15 protein-coding genes are annotated in these 14,464 nt (G+C 71.4%); 9 read left to right on the forward strand and 6 right to left on the reverse strand.

The features are described 5' to 3' along the window. Positions 1-12: 12 nt before the first annotated feature. From leuA to ABZU25_RS14850, 3 genes are all read right to left on the reverse strand, one after another. The gene (gene leuA, locus ABZU25_RS14840) at positions 13-1,764 is read right to left on the reverse strand and encodes a 2-isopropylmalate synthase (RefSeq protein WP_355029863.1); all 1,752 of its coding nucleotides are present in this window, start codon (positions 1,762-1,764) and stop codon (positions 13-15) included. Positions 1,765-2,033: 269 nt separating this feature from the next. Beyond that, positions 2,034-2,564: a nitroreductase family protein gene (locus ABZU25_RS14845; RefSeq protein ID WP_355029864.1), complete on the reverse strand. Its 531-nt coding sequence runs from the start codon at positions 2,562-2,564 to the stop codon at positions 2,034-2,036. Positions 2,565-2,647: 83 nt separating this feature from the next. Then, a complete protein-coding gene (locus ABZU25_RS14850; RefSeq protein WP_355029865.1) occupies positions 2,648-3,436 on the reverse strand; it encodes a hypothetical protein in 789 nt (262 codons plus the stop codon). Between the two features lie 256 nt (positions 3,437-3,692). Here ABZU25_RS14850 and ABZU25_RS14855 point away from each other — a divergent pair, with 256 nt between their 5' ends. Together ABZU25_RS14855 and ABZU25_RS14860 are read left to right on the forward strand one after the other, a co-directional pair. After that, complete coding sequence (locus ABZU25_RS14855) at positions 3,693-4,958, forward strand: aspartate kinase (RefSeq protein ID WP_355029866.1); 1,266 nt, start codon at positions 3,693-3,695, stop codon at positions 4,956-4,958. 5 nt (positions 4,959-4,963) lie between these two features. Continuing rightward, complete coding sequence (locus tag ABZU25_RS14860) at positions 4,964-6,025, forward strand: aspartate-semialdehyde dehydrogenase (protein WP_355029867.1); 1,062 nt, start codon at positions 4,964-4,966, stop codon at positions 6,023-6,025. A 55-nt stretch (positions 6,026-6,080) separates the two neighbouring features. Here the strand turns inward: ABZU25_RS14860 and ABZU25_RS14865 are convergent, their stop codons facing one another. Further along, a complete protein-coding gene (locus ABZU25_RS14865; protein WP_355029868.1) occupies positions 6,081-6,590 on the reverse strand; it encodes a GNAT family N-acetyltransferase in 510 nt (169 codons plus the stop codon). Positions 6,591-6,782: 192 nt separating this feature from the next. Then, on the reverse strand, positions 6,783-8,147 hold the full coding sequence (locus ABZU25_RS14870) for a sensor domain-containing diguanylate cyclase (RefSeq protein WP_355029927.1): 1,365 nt from the start codon (positions 8,145-8,147) through the stop codon (positions 6,783-6,785). A 250-nt stretch (positions 8,148-8,397) separates the two neighbouring features. On the opposite strand from ABZU25_RS14870, the gene ABZU25_RS14875 reads away from it, so the two are divergent. The 6 genes from ABZU25_RS14875 (at position 8,398) to ABZU25_RS14900 (ending at position 11,556) form a co-directional block, all read left to right on the forward strand. Beyond that, positions 8,398-8,739 carry a helix-turn-helix domain-containing protein gene (locus ABZU25_RS14875; protein ID WP_355029869.1) on the forward strand — a complete coding sequence of 114 codons (342 nt, stop codon included), beginning with the start codon at positions 8,398-8,400 and terminating at the stop codon, positions 8,737-8,739. Beyond that, on the forward strand, positions 8,740-8,967 hold the full coding sequence (locus ABZU25_RS14880; protein WP_355029870.1) for a hypothetical protein: 228 nt from the start codon (positions 8,740-8,742) through the stop codon (positions 8,965-8,967). It abuts the gene before it with no gap. Beyond that, positions 8,964-9,554 (forward strand): CDP-alcohol phosphatidyltransferase family protein, encoded by a 591-nt coding sequence (locus tag ABZU25_RS14885; RefSeq protein WP_355029871.1) that lies wholly within the window; start codon positions 8,964-8,966, stop codon positions 9,552-9,554. The genes ABZU25_RS14880 and ABZU25_RS14885 overlap by 4 nt, the downstream gene beginning before the upstream one ends. Continuing rightward, the gene (locus ABZU25_RS14890; protein ID WP_355029872.1) at positions 9,551-10,051 is read left to right on the forward strand and encodes a hypothetical protein; all 501 of its coding nucleotides are present in this window, start codon (positions 9,551-9,553) and stop codon (positions 10,049-10,051) included. Before ABZU25_RS14885 ends, ABZU25_RS14890 begins: the two co-directional genes overlap by 4 nt. A 66-nt stretch (positions 10,052-10,117) precedes the next feature. After that, positions 10,118-10,897: a phosphodiesterase gene (locus ABZU25_RS14895; RefSeq protein WP_355029873.1), complete on the forward strand. Its 780-nt coding sequence runs from the start codon at positions 10,118-10,120 to the stop codon at positions 10,895-10,897. Between the two features lie 11 nt (positions 10,898-10,908). Beyond that, complete coding sequence (locus ABZU25_RS14900) at positions 10,909-11,556, forward strand: histone deacetylase (RefSeq protein WP_355029874.1); 648 nt, start codon at positions 10,909-10,911, stop codon at positions 11,554-11,556. Between the two features lie 72 nt (positions 11,557-11,628). Here the strand turns inward: ABZU25_RS14900 and ABZU25_RS14905 are convergent, their stop codons facing one another. Continuing rightward, a complete protein-coding gene (locus ABZU25_RS14905; protein ID WP_355029928.1) occupies positions 11,629-12,417 on the reverse strand; it encodes an alpha/beta fold hydrolase in 789 nt (262 codons plus the stop codon). A 284-nt stretch (positions 12,418-12,701) separates the two neighbouring features. On the opposite strand from ABZU25_RS14905, the gene ABZU25_RS14910 reads away from it, so the two are divergent. Next, entirely contained in the window at positions 12,702-14,408 is a 1,707-nt protein-coding gene (locus ABZU25_RS14910; RefSeq protein ID WP_355029875.1) for a bifunctional metallophosphatase/5'-nucleotidase, read from the forward strand. The last annotated feature ends 56 nt before the right edge of the window (positions 14,409-14,464 follow it).

The raw sequence follows: 14,464 nt of genomic DNA on the forward strand, positions 1-14,464 counted from the left end.
GCGGCGCGTGCGTCAGCCGCGGGCGCGGTTGACGGCGCTGGTGACCGCCTTGATCGAGGCGGTGACGATGTTGGCGTCGGTGCCGACACCCCAGACCGTCCGACCGTCGACCTCGCACTCCACGTACGCGGCGGCCTGCGCGTCCCCACCGGAGGAGAGCGCGTGCTCGTGGTAGTCGAGCACCCGTACGCCCACCCCGACCGACTGGAGCGCGTTGACGTACGCGTCGATCGGGCCGTTGCCGATCGCGGCGAGCGAGTGCCGCTCGGTGCCCATGACGACCTGGGCCTCGATGTCGACCTTGCCGTCGGTGGTGCCGATCGTGTAGCTGCTCAGCCGGACCGCCGGGTCGGGCTGGTGGTCGAGCAGGTAGTGCGTCGCGAAGATCTCCCACATGGCGGCCGGGTCGACCTCGCCGCCGTCGTGGTCGGTGACGTGCTGCACCACCCCGGAGAACTCGATCTGGAGCCGGCGCGGCAGGTCCAGTTGGTGCTCGCTCTTCATGATGTACGCGATGCCGCCCTTGCCGGACTGCGAGTTGACCCGGATGACCGCCTCGTAGGTGCGGCCCAGGTCCTTCGGGTCGATCGGCAGGTACGGCACGGCCCAGGTGTGCTCGTCCATCGGCACCCCGGCGGCCTTGGCGTCGGCGGCGAGGGCGTCGAAGCCCTTCTTGATGGCGTCCTGGTGGGAGCCGGAGAAGGCGGTGTAGACCAGGTCGCCCGCGTACGGGTGGCGCTCGTGCACCGGCAGCTGGTTGCAGTATTCGACGGCCCGCCGGATCTCGTCGATGTTCGAGAAGTCGATCATCGGGTCGATGCCCTGGGAGAACAGGTTGAGCCCCAGGGTCACCAGGTCCACGTTGCCGGTGCGCTCGCCGTTGCCGAACAGGCAGCCCTCGATGCGGTCCGCGCCGGCGAGCAGGCCCAGCTCGGCGGCGGCGACCCCGGTGCCCCGGTCGTTGTGCGGGTGCAGGCTCAGCACCACGCTGTCCCGGCGCGGCAGGTGCCGGTGCATCCACTCGATCGAGTCGGCGTACACATTCGGCGTGGCCATCTCGACAGTGGCCGGCAGGTTGATGATCAGCGGCCGGTCGGGCGTCGGGTCGATCACGTCGATCACCCGGGAGCAGACCTCCAGCGCGTACTCCAGCTCGGTGCCCGTGTACGACTCCGGCGAGTACTCGTAGAAGATGTCGGTGTCCGGGGTGTGGATCTCCGCGTACTTCTGGCAGAGCCGCGCGCCGGTCGTGGCGATGTCGGCGATGCCGTCCTTGTCCAGGCCGAAGACCACCCGCCGCTGGAGGGTGGAGGTCGAGTTGTAGAAGTGCACGATGGCCCGCTTCGCACCGCGCAGCGACTCGAACGTCCGGTCGATCAGGTGCTCCCGGCACTGCGTGAGCACCTGGATCGTGACGTCGTCCGGGATCATGTCCTGCTCGATGAGCTGCCGGACGAAGTCGAAGTCGGTCTGGCTGGCCGACGGGAAGCCGACCTCGATCTCCTTGTAGCCCATCTGGACGAGCAGCTGGAACATCCGCCGCTTGCGCTCGGGCGACATCGGGTCGATCAGTGCCTGGTTGCCGTCGCGGAGATCCACGGCGCACCAGCGCGGCGCGGCATCGACGTGCCGGGTGGGCCAGGTGCGATCCGGCAGGTCGATCCGGAACTGCTCCCGGTACGGCTGGTAGCGGTGGTACGGCATCCGGCTCGGGCGTTGCCGGGCGATCGGATCGGTCTCGGCGTCGGTGACAGGTTGAGCCATCTCAGAGTGCTCCCTGGAACATGTGGCGTCAGCAGATCGGAAGGTGTCGGCGAGCTGCCGGGCGACGATGCGCGGCGGCGCCGAGAAGAAGATCGGATGCGCTGGACGGCGCGATGCGACTCCGCGACGAGGTGCCGGCCGGTCAGGCCTCGTCGCGGCGGCTAAGGAGGAGAAGCGCCTGCCACATGACCAGGTGACCCTACGTGATGGAAGGGAGGGTGGAAAGGCAGGTCCGGACTATGGGACCGAGGTCCTGGCCTGCTCCGCGGTCAGCGGAGCAGCAGATCGGCGATCGGGCGGCGGTGCCGCAGGCCGGTCTCCCGGGCGCGCAGATCGGCCGGCAGGGTGAACGGGTCCCCGAGCCGGCCCACTGCGGCGACCACCAGCGGGCGAACGCCGCCGGGCAGGTCGAGTTCGGTGGCGAGGCCGGTCGGGTCGAAGCGGGTCAGTTGACGCACGTGCAGGCCGAGCGCGGTGGCCTGGAGGGTCAGGTGGGCCATGGCCTGACCGAGGTCGTACGCGGCCCGCTCGGCGTCGCCGCCGGTGTGCGCGCCGACCACCAGGGTCGACGCGTGTCGGACCCAGCCCTGGTCGCCGTGCGGCAGGCTGATCAGGATCCGCTTCCAGGTGTCGTCGTCGCGGTGGCCGAGAGCGAACCGCCAGGGCTGGCGGTTGCCCGCCGAGGGCGCCCAGCGGGCGGCCTCCAGCAGCGAGGCCGCCTCGTCCGGAGTCAACTCGGCGCTCGGGTCGAAGGCCCGGGGACTCCAGCGGAAGGCGAGTAGCGAGGTCAGATCGGCCATGGGTGAAGTGTCCCGGATGAGCGATTCGCCCGCTTGGTCGGGTGGGCTGAATGTGGGCAAGGGCACCCGTAACGGGACGAAGATCAGGGCGTTCCCGCGCTCGGGCTGTCCGACGGGTCGGGGGTCGGGGGCGCGGCGGTGTCGAGCGGGTCCCGGTCGACCACCACCGGGCCGGCCAACTGCACGGTGGCCGGTGCGGGGCCCGGCGGCGCGGCCAGCCGCAGCGTCCCCGCCCCGGTCCGCACCCCGGTCGGAGTGCCGTCCCGCTCGTAGCAGTAGATGCCCACGTCCACCGGGGCGTTGAGCGACGCCGAGGTGGAGTCCACCGAGTAGCAGGTGCCGGTGAGGCCCTCGGGTGGGCTGGCGGGAGCCACCGCCAGCGGTGCACGCCGGTCGGTGAGCACGTCCAGCCAGTCGGTGAGCGGATGTTGGACCCGGGGGTCCGACCGGCGGGGGATCGCGTCGTCGCGCTCACCGAGGCGTACGCAGCTCGCCGACTCCGGTCGCCCGGCCGACGGCAGGGCGCACTGGAACAGCCCGTCGGCCGTGGCGGCTATCGAGACGTCGGCGGCGCCACCCAACGCGCCGCCCGGCACGTCGGCCCGCCAGCTGCCGTCGTTCGCACTGGTGAACGCGATGGTGCGAGCCGGGTGACCGGTCTGGGTGTACACGTACTGCGCCACCAGGTGGCGATCCTGGGCAGCTGCGGCCAGGGCGGCCAGCTCGTCCCGCGCCGCGTCCACCGCGACCGGTCCCGGATCGGCGGGCGGTGGGGCCGGAGGCTGCGCATCGGTGCAGGCGACCAGGAGAGCTGGCAGGGCGAACACGAGCGGCCCGAGCACGCGGCCGGCCGAGCGGGTGAGGACGGGCACCGGCCCATTCTGGTGGGTGCGGACTGTTTGGTGGGTGCCGGCACGTGCTGGGCCGTTCCGGCGTGTCGGACGGGTCGTCCCCGCGTACCGCCGAAGCTGGTGGGAGCGGCCCGGCCGCCCCGCACGGGCCGGATGGTGGGATCACCTGACCCGGCGTCGTTACCCGCCGGATACCCTCAAGGGGACTGACACGCGCCGCCGGCCCCGGTTCCGGCGGCGTCGGCACGCTCAGGGTCGCTGGGAGGGAGTGCACGTCGTGGCACTCGTGGTGCAGAAGTACGGCGGGTCGTCCGTCGCCAACGCCGAGCGGATCAAGCGGGTGGCCGAGCGCATCGTCGACGCCCGCAAGGCCGGCGACGACGTGGTGGTGGTGGTCTCCGCGATGGGGGACACCACCGACGAGCTGCTGGACCTGGCCAACCAGGTCAGCCCGCTGCCGCCGGGCCGCGAGCTGGACATGCTGCTCACCGCCGGGGAGCGGATCTCCATGGCGTTGCTCGCCATGGCCATCCACAACCTGGGGTACGAAGCCCGCTCGTTCACCGGCTCGCAGGCCGGTGTGATCACCACCTCGGTGCACGGCCGCGCACGGATCATCGACGTCACCCCCGGGCGGCTCAAGGGCGCGCTCGACGAGGGGTCGGTGGTCATCGTGGCCGGCTTCCAGGGCGTCTCGCAGGACACCAAGGACGTCACCACGCTGGGCCGGGGTGGTTCGGACACCACCGCCGTGGCGCTCGCCGCCGCCCTGCACGCCGACGTCTGCGAGATCTACACCGACGTGGACGGCATCTTCACCGCCGATCCTCGGATCGTGCCCAACGCCCGGCACATCAAACAGATCACCTACGAGGAGACGCTGGAGCTGGCCGCGTGCGGCGCGAAGGTGCTGCACCTGCGTAGCGTGGAGTACGCCCGTCGGGCGGGGTTGCCGATCCACGTCCGTTCGTCATACTCGACCAACACCGGCACGATGGTCACCGGATCGATGGAGGACCCTTCCGTGGAGCAGGCACTGATCACCGGGGTCGCGCACGACCGCAGCGAGGCCAAGATCACGATCGTCGGGGTGCCCGACGAGCCGGGTGCCGCCGGGCGGATCTTCGACACCGTCGCCGGCGCCGAGATCAACATCGACATGATCGTGCAGAACGTCTCCACCGAGGGCACCGGCCGGACGGACATCTCGTTCACCCTGCCCAAGGCCGACGGGCCGACCGCGATGGCCGCGCTCAGCAAGATCCAGGAGCCGGTCAAGTTCAAGGGCCTGCTCTACGACGACCACGTCGGCAAGGTCTCGCTGATCGGTGCCGGCATGCGCTCGCACCCCGGTGTGGCCGCCGGCTTCTTCGCCGCGCTCGGCGCGGCCGGGGTCAACATCGAGATGATCTCCACCTCCGAGATCCGGGTCTCCGTGGTCTGCCGGGACACCGACCTCGACGCCGCCGTCCGCGCCATCCACGACGCGTTCGAGCTGGGCGGCGATACCGAAGCCGTGGTCTACGCGGGGACGGGGAGGTAGCGCCGATGACGGCGCTGCCCACCCTCGCCGTGGTCGGAGCGACCGGTGCCGTCGGCACCGTGATGTGTGAGCTGCTCACCGGGCGTCGCAACGTCTGGGGTGAGATCCGGCTGCTCGCCTCCGAGCGCTCGGTCGGAAAGCGGGTGCGCTGCCGAGGTGAGGACGTCGTCGTCCAGGCGCTGACCCCGGAGGCGTTCGACGGGGTCGACGTGGCGATGTTCGACGTGCCCGACGAGGTCTCCGCCGAGTGGGCGCCGATCGCCGTCGCCCGCGGCGCGATCGCTGTCGACAACTCCGGCGCGTTCCGGATGGACCGGGACGTCCCGCTGGTCGTCCCGGAGATCAACCCCGAGCAGGTCCGCAACCGGCCCCGGGGCATCATCGCGAACGCCAACTGCACCACCCTCGCGATGATCGTCGCGGTGGCGCCCCTGCACCATGAGTACGGCCTGCGGGAGCTCGTGCTCGCCTCCTACCAGGCGGCCTCCGGAGCCGGCCAGTCCGGCGTGGACATCCTGCACGAGCAGCTCACCAAGGTCGCCGGGGATCGCGCGCTCGGCTCGCGCACCGGCGACGTCCGCCAGGCGGTCGGCGACGACCTCGGCCCGTTCCCGGCCCCGCTGGCGCTCAACGTGGTGCCCTGGGCGGGCTCGCCGGCCGACGGCGGCTGGTCGTCGGAGGAGATGAAGATCCGCAACGAGTCGCGGAAGATCCTCGGCCTGCCCGACCTCAAGGTGTCCGCCACCTGCGTGCGGGTGCCGGTGGTCACCGCCCACTCGGTGGCCGTGCACGCGGTCTTCGGCACCGAGGTGGACGCCGAGGGTGCCCGCGAGGCACTGCGCAACGCCCCCGGGGTGATCCTGGTCGACGATCCCGCCGCCGGGGAGTTCCCGATGCCGATCGATGCGGTCGGCACCGACCCGTCCTGGGTCGGCCGGATCCGCCGCTCCCTCGACGACCCGCGCGCCCTCGACTTCTTCGTCACCGGCGACAACCTCCGCAAGGGCGCTGCCCTCAACACCGCCCAGATCGCCGAACTCCTCGCCAAGGAACTCCGCAACCCCTGACCGTTCCCGTTGACGATTGGCGCGTTGCTCGCCGGCTGGATTCGGCCTGAGCCGACTATTGCTCGGCTTCGACCTCGGTGCGATAGGCAGTCAAGCCGCGTCGCTGATAGTTGCGTAGTGCATTCGGATGGTCCAACGAGCAGGTGTGCAGCCAAACCCTGCGGACCGCCGGAGAGTCCAGGGCCTCACTGTCCCAGGCTTGCCGGATGGTCAGCGTCAGCGCATGGCCACCGAGACCCCTACCGACATATTCGGGCAACAGCCCAAAGGCGGTAATCTCCACATCTCCGTCAGGCTGGGGTTCCAGATTCGCAACCCCCACGGTCTCGTCCTTCAGGGTGAGGAACCAGTGCTGGCGCAGCGGATGACACCGCATCAGCTCCTGCCACTCTTCGTTCGTGCGAGACGCGCTGCGCCACCCGTAGGGGGCTCCGACCTGGGCGTTGGTGGCACGCACGAGCGGCAGGCCACCGTCAACGCGCCGGAGGAGAAGGTCCGGCACCACCTTCCCAGGTCGCAGGTCCTTGGCGTCATGCATCTCCAGGTAGGTGACAACCTTTGCCATCCCGGCAGGCTACCCATCGTTCCGCTGTGGCTGGCCCGCCAGGCCAATGTGCTATTGAGCGGTATACCTCAGAGTCATAAATATGACTCTGAGGTATACCGCTCACTACCGCATCCGCCCCCCCGGCGGCCCGAAACGACGTTGGCCCGGCGGAACGGTCCCGGAGGAGGTATCCCCTTGTGGGCAGCCAGTTCAGGCGGCGGACAGCAGTACGCCGTCGCGGCCTTGGCGTTTCACCGCGTAGAGGGCCTGGTCGGCTCTGCGCAGGGTGCCGTCGGGGGACTCGCCGGGGTGCGGAAGCGCCACTCCCACGCTGATCGTGTGGCCAGTGCGGCGGGCTGCCTCGGTCAGCCGTTCGGCGATCCGGACCGCCTCCTCGGGGCGACTCACCTCGATCACCGCGACGAACTCGTCGCCGCCGATCCGGTACAGCTCGTCGCCGTGCCGAAGCGCCTCCTCCAGAGCGCGGGCCAACCCGACAAGCACCCGGTCGCCGGCCTGGTGGCCGTACGTGTCGTTGACGGTCTTGAAGCCGTCCACGTCGATCGCCAGCAGGGCCGTACGCCCCGGGGTGGCCGCCGCGATCCGCTGCCCGAACGGGCCGGTGTGCCGCAACCCGGTCAGCGGGTCGGAGCTGGCCTGCTCCCGCAGCCGGGCCAGCGTGCGGAGCCGGTCCAGGTTGGTCCACGCCTGCCCGGCGAGCAGTTCCATCAGGCTGACCGTGGTCGGGTCCGGGCGCAGGGCGCGTTCGTCGGCGACCAGCAGCACCCCGCCCGCCTCCGGCGGCCCGACCGGAACGGCGACCAACGTCTGCACCCCCGCCCGGGTCAGCGGCCGGTAGTCCTCGGTCGGAGGGTGCCCCGCCTCGCCCAGCGTGTACCCCGCGCCGTAGCGGTGTGCCCGGTCGACCATCCGGGCCAGGGCCGCCGGACCAGCCTCGGTCAGCTCGGCGCGGATCCGGGTCTCCAGGTCGCTCGGCGTCGCCGGGGGCGGACCGAGCTGGCCGGCGATCAGGAGCAGCGCGGTGGAGAGGGTGGAGACCTCCCGGGCGGCGCGGGCCGCCGCGCCCATCAGCTCTCCCTCGGTGAGCGCGGAGGAGAGTGCGGCGGCGTGCCGGAGCAGCTTCTCGCTGCGGCTCTCCTCGGGTGGGCCGCCGAGCGCGGCGATCCGCGCGCCGAGCCGGTCGGCCAGCCGCTGCGTCGTCTCCCGCCACAGCTCCAGGTCGGCTGGCTCACTCCACTGCAGGTCGAGCACGCCGATCACCAGGCCCGTCGGGTCCAGCACCGGTACGCACAGCTCGGCGGTCACGTCCGGGCGTACCGGAAGGTAGTCCGGATCGGTGGTGACGTCCGGGACGACGGCGGGGGTGCCGGTGGCGTACACCCGCCCGACGATTCCGGTGCGCGCCGGCACCGTCGCGAAGACCTGCCAGGCCCCGGTCGCCGCGACGCAGCGCAGCCGGTCGTGGGCCGCGAGCAGCACGGAGATCGTCGCGGGGGTGTGGCGGGACAGCGCGGTGACCGTCCACCGACAGGCCTCCGGCACGCTCGACGCCATCGGGAGGCGGACGATGACGTCACGGCTGACTCGCTGATGATCCACTCGCACGTCGTTCCAGGTAGGGGAGGGGTCGGCCGGCGCCGAGCCGCGCGATCAAGCGTACTCACGGTGGCGAGATCGGCCGGGCTTCGTACACACGTGCTATCCACAGGCTGTGGACACAGCCTGTGGGCGGAGCCCTCGGGCGTCTGAGTTGACGTTTGCGTTTGCGCCTGCCAATAATAATTGGCATGAGCCAAGGTGAGCTATGGGAGAGCTGAGCGGCGACCGGCTGGTCGAGGTCCTTGCCACGCTGGCCAGCCCGCACCGACTGCGGGTGCTCGCCGCACTGACCGGCGGACGCGCGTACGTCTCACAGCTCGCCCGCGATCTGGGCATCAGCCGCGCACTGCTGCAGGTGCACCTCAAGAAGTTGGAAAAGGCCGGGCTGGTCACCGCGCATCTGGAGTTGTCCGAGGACGGCAAGGCACTCAAGTACTACGAGACCGCCCCGTTCTCGTTGCACCTCACGCCCGACGTGGTGGCAGCCGCCGCCACCACCCTGAGCACCGCCGGAGACGGCGATGCCGTACCGAAAGGAACAAGTTAGATGGACGTCACCGCCTCGGTCTTCCTCGTCGTCGTCGCCGCCGTGCTCATCTCGGTCGTCTGGTATGCGGGCGTCCGCACCCGGACGGCGGTCGCTGGCGAACTTCAGCGGCAGTACGCCGAGCAGGCCGCCGAGACCCAGCGCCTGCTCACCGACGTGAGCGCACAGTTGGCCGACCTGAACCGGCGCACCGTTGACATGCAACGCATCCTCAAGGACGCCGAATGACCGCCCTCGGCCTCAGCCCGCCGGTCACGCTCCTCAACGTCCCCAACGCCATCACCGCCGTCCGTACGGCCGGCGCCGTCGGGCTCGCCGTGGCGGCGCTGACCCAGCGCAGCGCGCATCTGCTGGTCGCCGCCTACCTGCTCTACTGGATCGGAGACATCCTCGACGGCGCCGCCGCCCGGGGCCTGGGACAGGAGACGCGCGCCGGCGCGGTCTTCGACATCGTCGCGGACCGTGCCTGCACGTCGGCCTGCGCCGCCGCACTGATCGTGCTCCGGCCCGAGACAGCCCTGCCGGTCGCGGTCTTTCTGGTCCAGTTCATGGTCATCGACCAGTTGCTGAGCCTGATGTTCCTGCGCTGGCCGCTGCTCAGCCCGAACTACTTCGCCCGCGTCGATGAACGCATCTACCTGTGGAACTGGTCTCCGCCGGCCAAGGCGCTGAACACCGCGGCGGTGGTGCTGCTGGCGATCTTCGCGCCGCTGGCCGTGGCCGTCACGTTCGCCCTCGGGGTCGCCGCGGTGAAGGTCGTCTCGTTGGTCTGCGCCGCCAGGCTGCCGGCGGGGCTCCCGCGCACCCAGCCATGATCGCCGTCCTGGTGGCTGCGGCCGTCGGGCTCCTGTCGGCCTTCCTGCCGTTCACCCCGGCCGAGCCGTACCTGATCGCGACAGTGGCGACGACCAGCGCGCCGCCCGTGGCGCTCGGCGTGGCCGCCGCCTCCGGTCAGACCGTCGGCAAGGTCCTGATCTTCCTCGGAGCGCGCGGCGCGATCCGCTCGACCTGGCTGCAACGGCGGCTCCGCAGTCGCCCGCCCGCCGCGCCGGCGCGACCGGGTCGACTGGGCATGCTGCTGGCGCGGCCGAAGGCGGCCGGCGCGCGACTCGTCGAGGTGCTGGAACGCCCCCACCAGTCGACCGGAATGCTGCTGGTCAGCGCCGTCACCGGCTTGCCGCCGCTGCTGGCCGCCAGCGTCTACCTGGGACGCACACCCATGCGCCCGGCCGCCTTCGCGGTGACGTGCCTGCTGGGCCGGGCGATCCGCTTCGTAACGGTCGCGCTCGCACCGCAGCTCGCCGGCTACTGAACGGGGCACACCCGAACACCGCGCCCACCGATAGCGTGAAGCTCCCGACGCCGAGGAGGCGAGCCCATGCTCATCGCTCAGCTCAGCGACCCGCACCTGACCACCGGCCTGCTCGCCGCCGCACCGGCCGCCGGGCTGCACCGTGCGCTCGGCCGGGTACTGGCGGTGCGACCCCGACCGGACTGCGTGGTGATCACCGGCGACCTGGTCAACAACGGCCGGCCCGACGAGTACGCGGCGCTGCGCGAACTGATCGGCCGGTTCCCGGTGCCGGTGCACCTGGCCCCCGGCAACCACGACGACCGCGAGGCGCTGCTCGACGCTTTCGGCGGCACACCGTTGCTCGGCGGCGGCTTCTCGACCTACTACCACGTCGATCACGAGGCGGCCTCGGTCGTGGTGCTCGACTCGCTCGTCCCCGGCAGCAGCAGCGGCCAACTCGGCGAGGAGCAACTCGGTTGGCTCGACGGGGTGCTGGCCGGGCGGCCCGACGTGCCCGCCGTGGTCTTTCTGCACCATCCGCCGGTCGCGGTCGGCATTCCCGCTGCCGACTCCCTCCGACTTGCCGACTCCGACGCGTTCGCCGAGGTGATCCGACGGCACCGGCACGTCGTCCGGGTCGCCGCCGGCCACCTGCACCGCCCGGTCACCACGGCCTACGCGGGCACGGTGCTCACCGTGGCACCCAGCACATGGAAGCAGAGCACGCTCACCATGAGCGCCGACGAGCAGATCGGCTGGGTCGACGAGCCAACCGCCTTCCTGCTGCACCTGGTCGAGGCGGGCGGGTGCGTGACACACACCGTGCAGGTGAGCCACTCGGCCGGTCAGACCTGTAGCTCCTGAGGGAGCCCGTCGTGGTGGTCTGGTACGTCGCGTACGGCTCGAACATGCACGCCGCCCGCCTGGGGTGGTACATCGGTGGCGGCTGCCCGCCCGGTGGGAGGCGCACGTACCCGGGCTGCCGGGATCGGCGCCCACCGAGCCGGTCCGTTCCGGTGTCGCTGCCCGGCGGGATCTACTTCGCCGGCGAATCCCGTGCCTGGACCGGGGGCATGGCCTTCTACGACCCGCAGCTGCCGGGCGAGGCCGCGGCCCGCGCCTACCTGGTCAGCGAGGAGCAGTTCGCCGACATCGCCGCCCAGGAGATGTACCGCCCGGCGGGTGCCGCCGACCTGATCCCCGCTACCGGGGCGGCGATCGAGGCGGCCATCACCACCGGACGGGCGACCCTCGGCCCCGGCCGGTACGAGACGTTGGTCTGCCCCGGCAGCCACAGCGGCGTCCCCATGCTCACCTTCACCGCGCCCGAGGGGGCGTCGGCCAGCCGGTGCCGGCCGCCCGCGTCGATCTATCTCGGCATGATCGCTCGCGGTCTGCGTGAGGCTCACGGCTGGCCAGCCGAGCGGATCACCAGCTATCTGGCCGCCCGGCCCGGCGTGGCCGACGGGTGGCCCCCCGACGCCGTCGCCGCCCTGGTCAGCGAGGTGCTGGTCGACGCGTGACCGCCGGCGCGGTGCGGCAGTCAGGCAACCGGGCAGGCTGGCAACCGGGCAGGCTGGCAACCGGGCAGGCCGTCAACCGAGCAGGAACTCCCGCAGCGCGGGAGCGAGCGTCGCCGGCGGCACCTCGTGGTAACCACCGTCGAGGCTGATGGACCGGCCGCCCGGGACCGCCTCGGCCGCGGCCCGGCTGCCGTCCCGCAGCCACTGTGGACTGCCCGTGCTGTCCACCGCGAGGGTCGGCGCGGTGATGGCGGCCAGCCGGTCAGCCGGCAGCCGCCCGCCGGCCGTCACGATCGCGTCGTACGGCAGGGTGTGCGCGATAGCGGTCAGCCCACCCCACATCGGTTGTGCCCGCATCCCGGCGACCGCCTCGGCGGGCAGCCCCACCGAAGCGCTGAGGAAGGTCTCCACAGCGCCGCCCCGGTCGTCGACGGCGATCAGCTCGATGAGCTGCGCGGTGATGTCCTTCCGGACGCCCACGTGCGAGCCAACCTGAAACGGTGGCTCGAACAGGACCAACCCGGTCACCGGCAGGCCCTGCGCGGCGGCGAGGGCGGCAAGGACCGCGCCGGAGGAGACGCCGTAGACGGCGGCGGAACCGCCTGCCGCCGCGATCACGGCGGCCAGATCGTCGATCTCGCGGCCGATCTCGTAGGGCGCGGTGTCGCCGCTGTAGCCCCGCCCTCGGCGGTCATAGCCGAAAACGGTGAAATCCGGTGCCAACGCCGCACCCAGGGCGCGGGTCGTGTTGCGATCGTTGAACGCCCCGCCGACCAGGACGATCGCCGGCCCGGCACCGGACCGCTCGAACGCGATGGGAGTGCCGTCCGTTGATCGCACCTGCTCCACCTGCGGTGTCATGTCACTCACGATGCTGTCTCCGTCCGCGCCGACCGTCCCGTCCTTTCTAGACCCCGCGTACGACGATGTCCGGCAGACCGCAGCAAACGGTTCTCCGGAGTGCGGGCGTACCCGCAGCTCTGATCTGCTGCCCGGGTCGACCCGGCGGCGTCCGGATGAGAGGCTGTCGGGGCAGGCGGCCATCCCCAACCGCCGCCAACCGCGACCCTGACGACGGCGTCGCTCGGCGGCCCGGTCGACCCAGAGGCCGGGCCCCGCAGGCGCCGATTCTCACAAGGAGATCCATGTCCACAACCGGGATGCGACGGGCCGCTGTCGGCCTGACCGCGCTCGCGGTGGCCGCGTTCGGCGCGGTCGCCACCAGCCCTGAACAAGCCGACGCGCGACCGAAGCCGGTCGACGTCACCCTGCTGGCCCTCAACGACTTCCATGGCAACCTCGAACCGCCGAGCGGGTCCAGCGGCACCATCGCCGGGCAGACCGCGGGCGGCGTCGAATACCTGGCAACCCACCTGGCCGAGCTGCGCGCCGCCGCCAAGAAGAAGAACACCATCACGGTCGCCGCCGGTGACCTGATCGGCGCGTCCCCGCTGCTCTCCGCCGCGTTCCACGACGAGCCGACCATCGAGGCGCTGAGCATGGCCGGGCTGGACTACGCCAGCGTCGGCAACCACGAGTTCGACGAGGGCGCCGCCGAGCTGCTGCGGATCCAGAACGGCGGCTGCCACCCGGTGGACGGCTGCGCCGACGGCACCCCGTATCGGGGCGCCGGCTTCCAGTACCTGTCCGCGAACGCCTTCAAGACCGCCACCGGCAAGCCGCTGATGGCACCGTACGCGATCCACAAGGTGCAGGGCGTCAAGATCGGCTTCATCGGGATGACCCTGGAGGGCACCCCGCAGATCGTCAGCCAGCAGGGCGTCGCCGGCCTCACCTTCGCCGACGAGGCGGACACCGCCAACCGGTACGCTCGCGAGCTGCGCCGCAAGGGCGTAGAGACCATCGTCGTGCTGCTGCACGAGGGCGGCGCCCAGGCGGCGACCGGTGGCATCAACGACTGCGTCGGCATGACCGGACCCATCGTGGACATCGCCAACCGGATGGACCCGTCGATCGACGTCGTGGTCAGCGGGCACACCCACCAGGCGTACAACTGCGACATCAACGGCAAGCTGGTCACCAGCGCCAGCTCGTTCGGTCGCCTGGTCACCGACATCGACCTGAAGATCGACCGCCGGAGCGGGGACGTCATCTCCGCCGCCGCGAACAACGTCGTGGTCACCCGCGACGTGGCCAAGGACCCGAAGCAGACCGCCCTGATCGACCGGTACAAGACGGTGCTCGGCCCGGTCGCCGGCCGCGAGGTCGGCGTGACCAGCCAGGCGATCACCCGGAGCCAGGAAACCCTCTTCGGTACGAGTCTGGGCGAATCCCCGCTGGGCAACCTGATCGCCGACGCCCAACTCGCCGCCACCGACAACGAAGAGGGCGCGGTCGCCGCCTTCATGAACCCGGGCGGGGTCCGGGCCGACCTCGACGCCGGCCCGGTCACCTACGAAGAGGCGTTCACGGTACAGCCGTTCGCCAACAACCTGGTGACGCTCGACCTGACCGGTGCGCAGCTCTACTGCGTACTGGAGCAGCAGTTCGTCACCAACCGGACGCTGTACCCGTCGGCGACAGTGGGCTATGTGGTCGACCCGAACGGCACCACCGGCACGGTGGCCGACCCGTGCGCCGGCACCCGGGTGGTCCGGGGCAGCCTCACCCTCGGCGGGACCGCCGTCGACACCGCCGCCACCTACCGGGTGACGGTGAACAACTTCCTGGCCGGCGGCGGCGACGGCTTCAGCGCCCTCACCGGCGGCACCAACCAGGTCACCGGCCAGATCGACCTGGACGCGTTCGTGGCGTACCTGACCGCGCAGTCGCCGGTCTCCGCCCCGACGCTGGACCGCATTCGCACCACCGCCGAGGTTCCCGCCGCCTGACGGCCGACCCCGCGACACCGGGCCCCGGAGCATCCGCTCCGGGGCCCGACCCGTCC

Origin of the sequence: Micromonospora sp. NPDC005215 (genome assembly GCF_040607915.1) — a bacterium.
In the GTDB taxonomy this organism is placed as follows: Bacteria; Actinomycetota; Actinomycetes; order Mycobacteriales; family Micromonosporaceae; genus Micromonospora.

Bases quoted from the DNA above. Each gene is read 5' to 3' on its own strand.
- leuA (WP_355029863.1), bottom strand. From the start codon at position 1,764: ATGGCTCAACCTGTCACCGACGCCGAGACCGATCCGATCGCCCGGCAA.
- ABZU25_RS14845 (WP_355029864.1), bottom strand. From the start codon at position 2,564: ATGGCCGATCTGACCTCGCTACTCGCCTTCCGCTGGAGTCCCCGGGCC.
- ABZU25_RS14860 (WP_355029867.1), top strand. From the start codon at position 4,964: ATGACGGCGCTGCCCACCCTCGCCGTGGTCGGAGCGACCGGTGCCGTC.
- ABZU25_RS14865 (WP_355029868.1), bottom strand. From the start codon at position 6,590: ATGGCAAAGGTTGTCACCTACCTGGAGATGCATGACGCCAAGGACCTG.
- ABZU25_RS14870 (WP_355029927.1), bottom strand. From the start codon at position 8,147: ATGGCGTCGAGCGTGCCGGAGGCCTGTCGGTGGACGGTCACCGCGCTG.
- ABZU25_RS14875 (WP_355029869.1), top strand. From the start codon at position 8,398: ATGGGAGAGCTGAGCGGCGACCGGCTGGTCGAGGTCCTTGCCACGCTG.
- ABZU25_RS14880 (WP_355029870.1), top strand. From the start codon at position 8,740: ATGGACGTCACCGCCTCGGTCTTCCTCGTCGTCGTCGCCGCCGTGCTC.
- ABZU25_RS14885 (WP_355029871.1), top strand. From the start codon at position 8,964: ATGACCGCCCTCGGCCTCAGCCCGCCGGTCACGCTCCTCAACGTCCCC.
- ABZU25_RS14890 (WP_355029872.1), top strand. From the start codon at position 9,551: ATGATCGCCGTCCTGGTGGCTGCGGCCGTCGGGCTCCTGTCGGCCTTC.
- ABZU25_RS14895 (WP_355029873.1), top strand. From the start codon at position 10,118: ATGCTCATCGCTCAGCTCAGCGACCCGCACCTGACCACCGGCCTGCTC.
- ABZU25_RS14905 (WP_355029928.1), bottom strand. From the start codon at position 12,417: ATGACACCGCAGGTGGAGCAGGTGCGATCAACGGACGGCACTCCCATC.
- ABZU25_RS14910 (WP_355029875.1), top strand. From the start codon at position 12,702: ATGTCCACAACCGGGATGCGACGGGCCGCTGTCGGCCTGACCGCGCTC.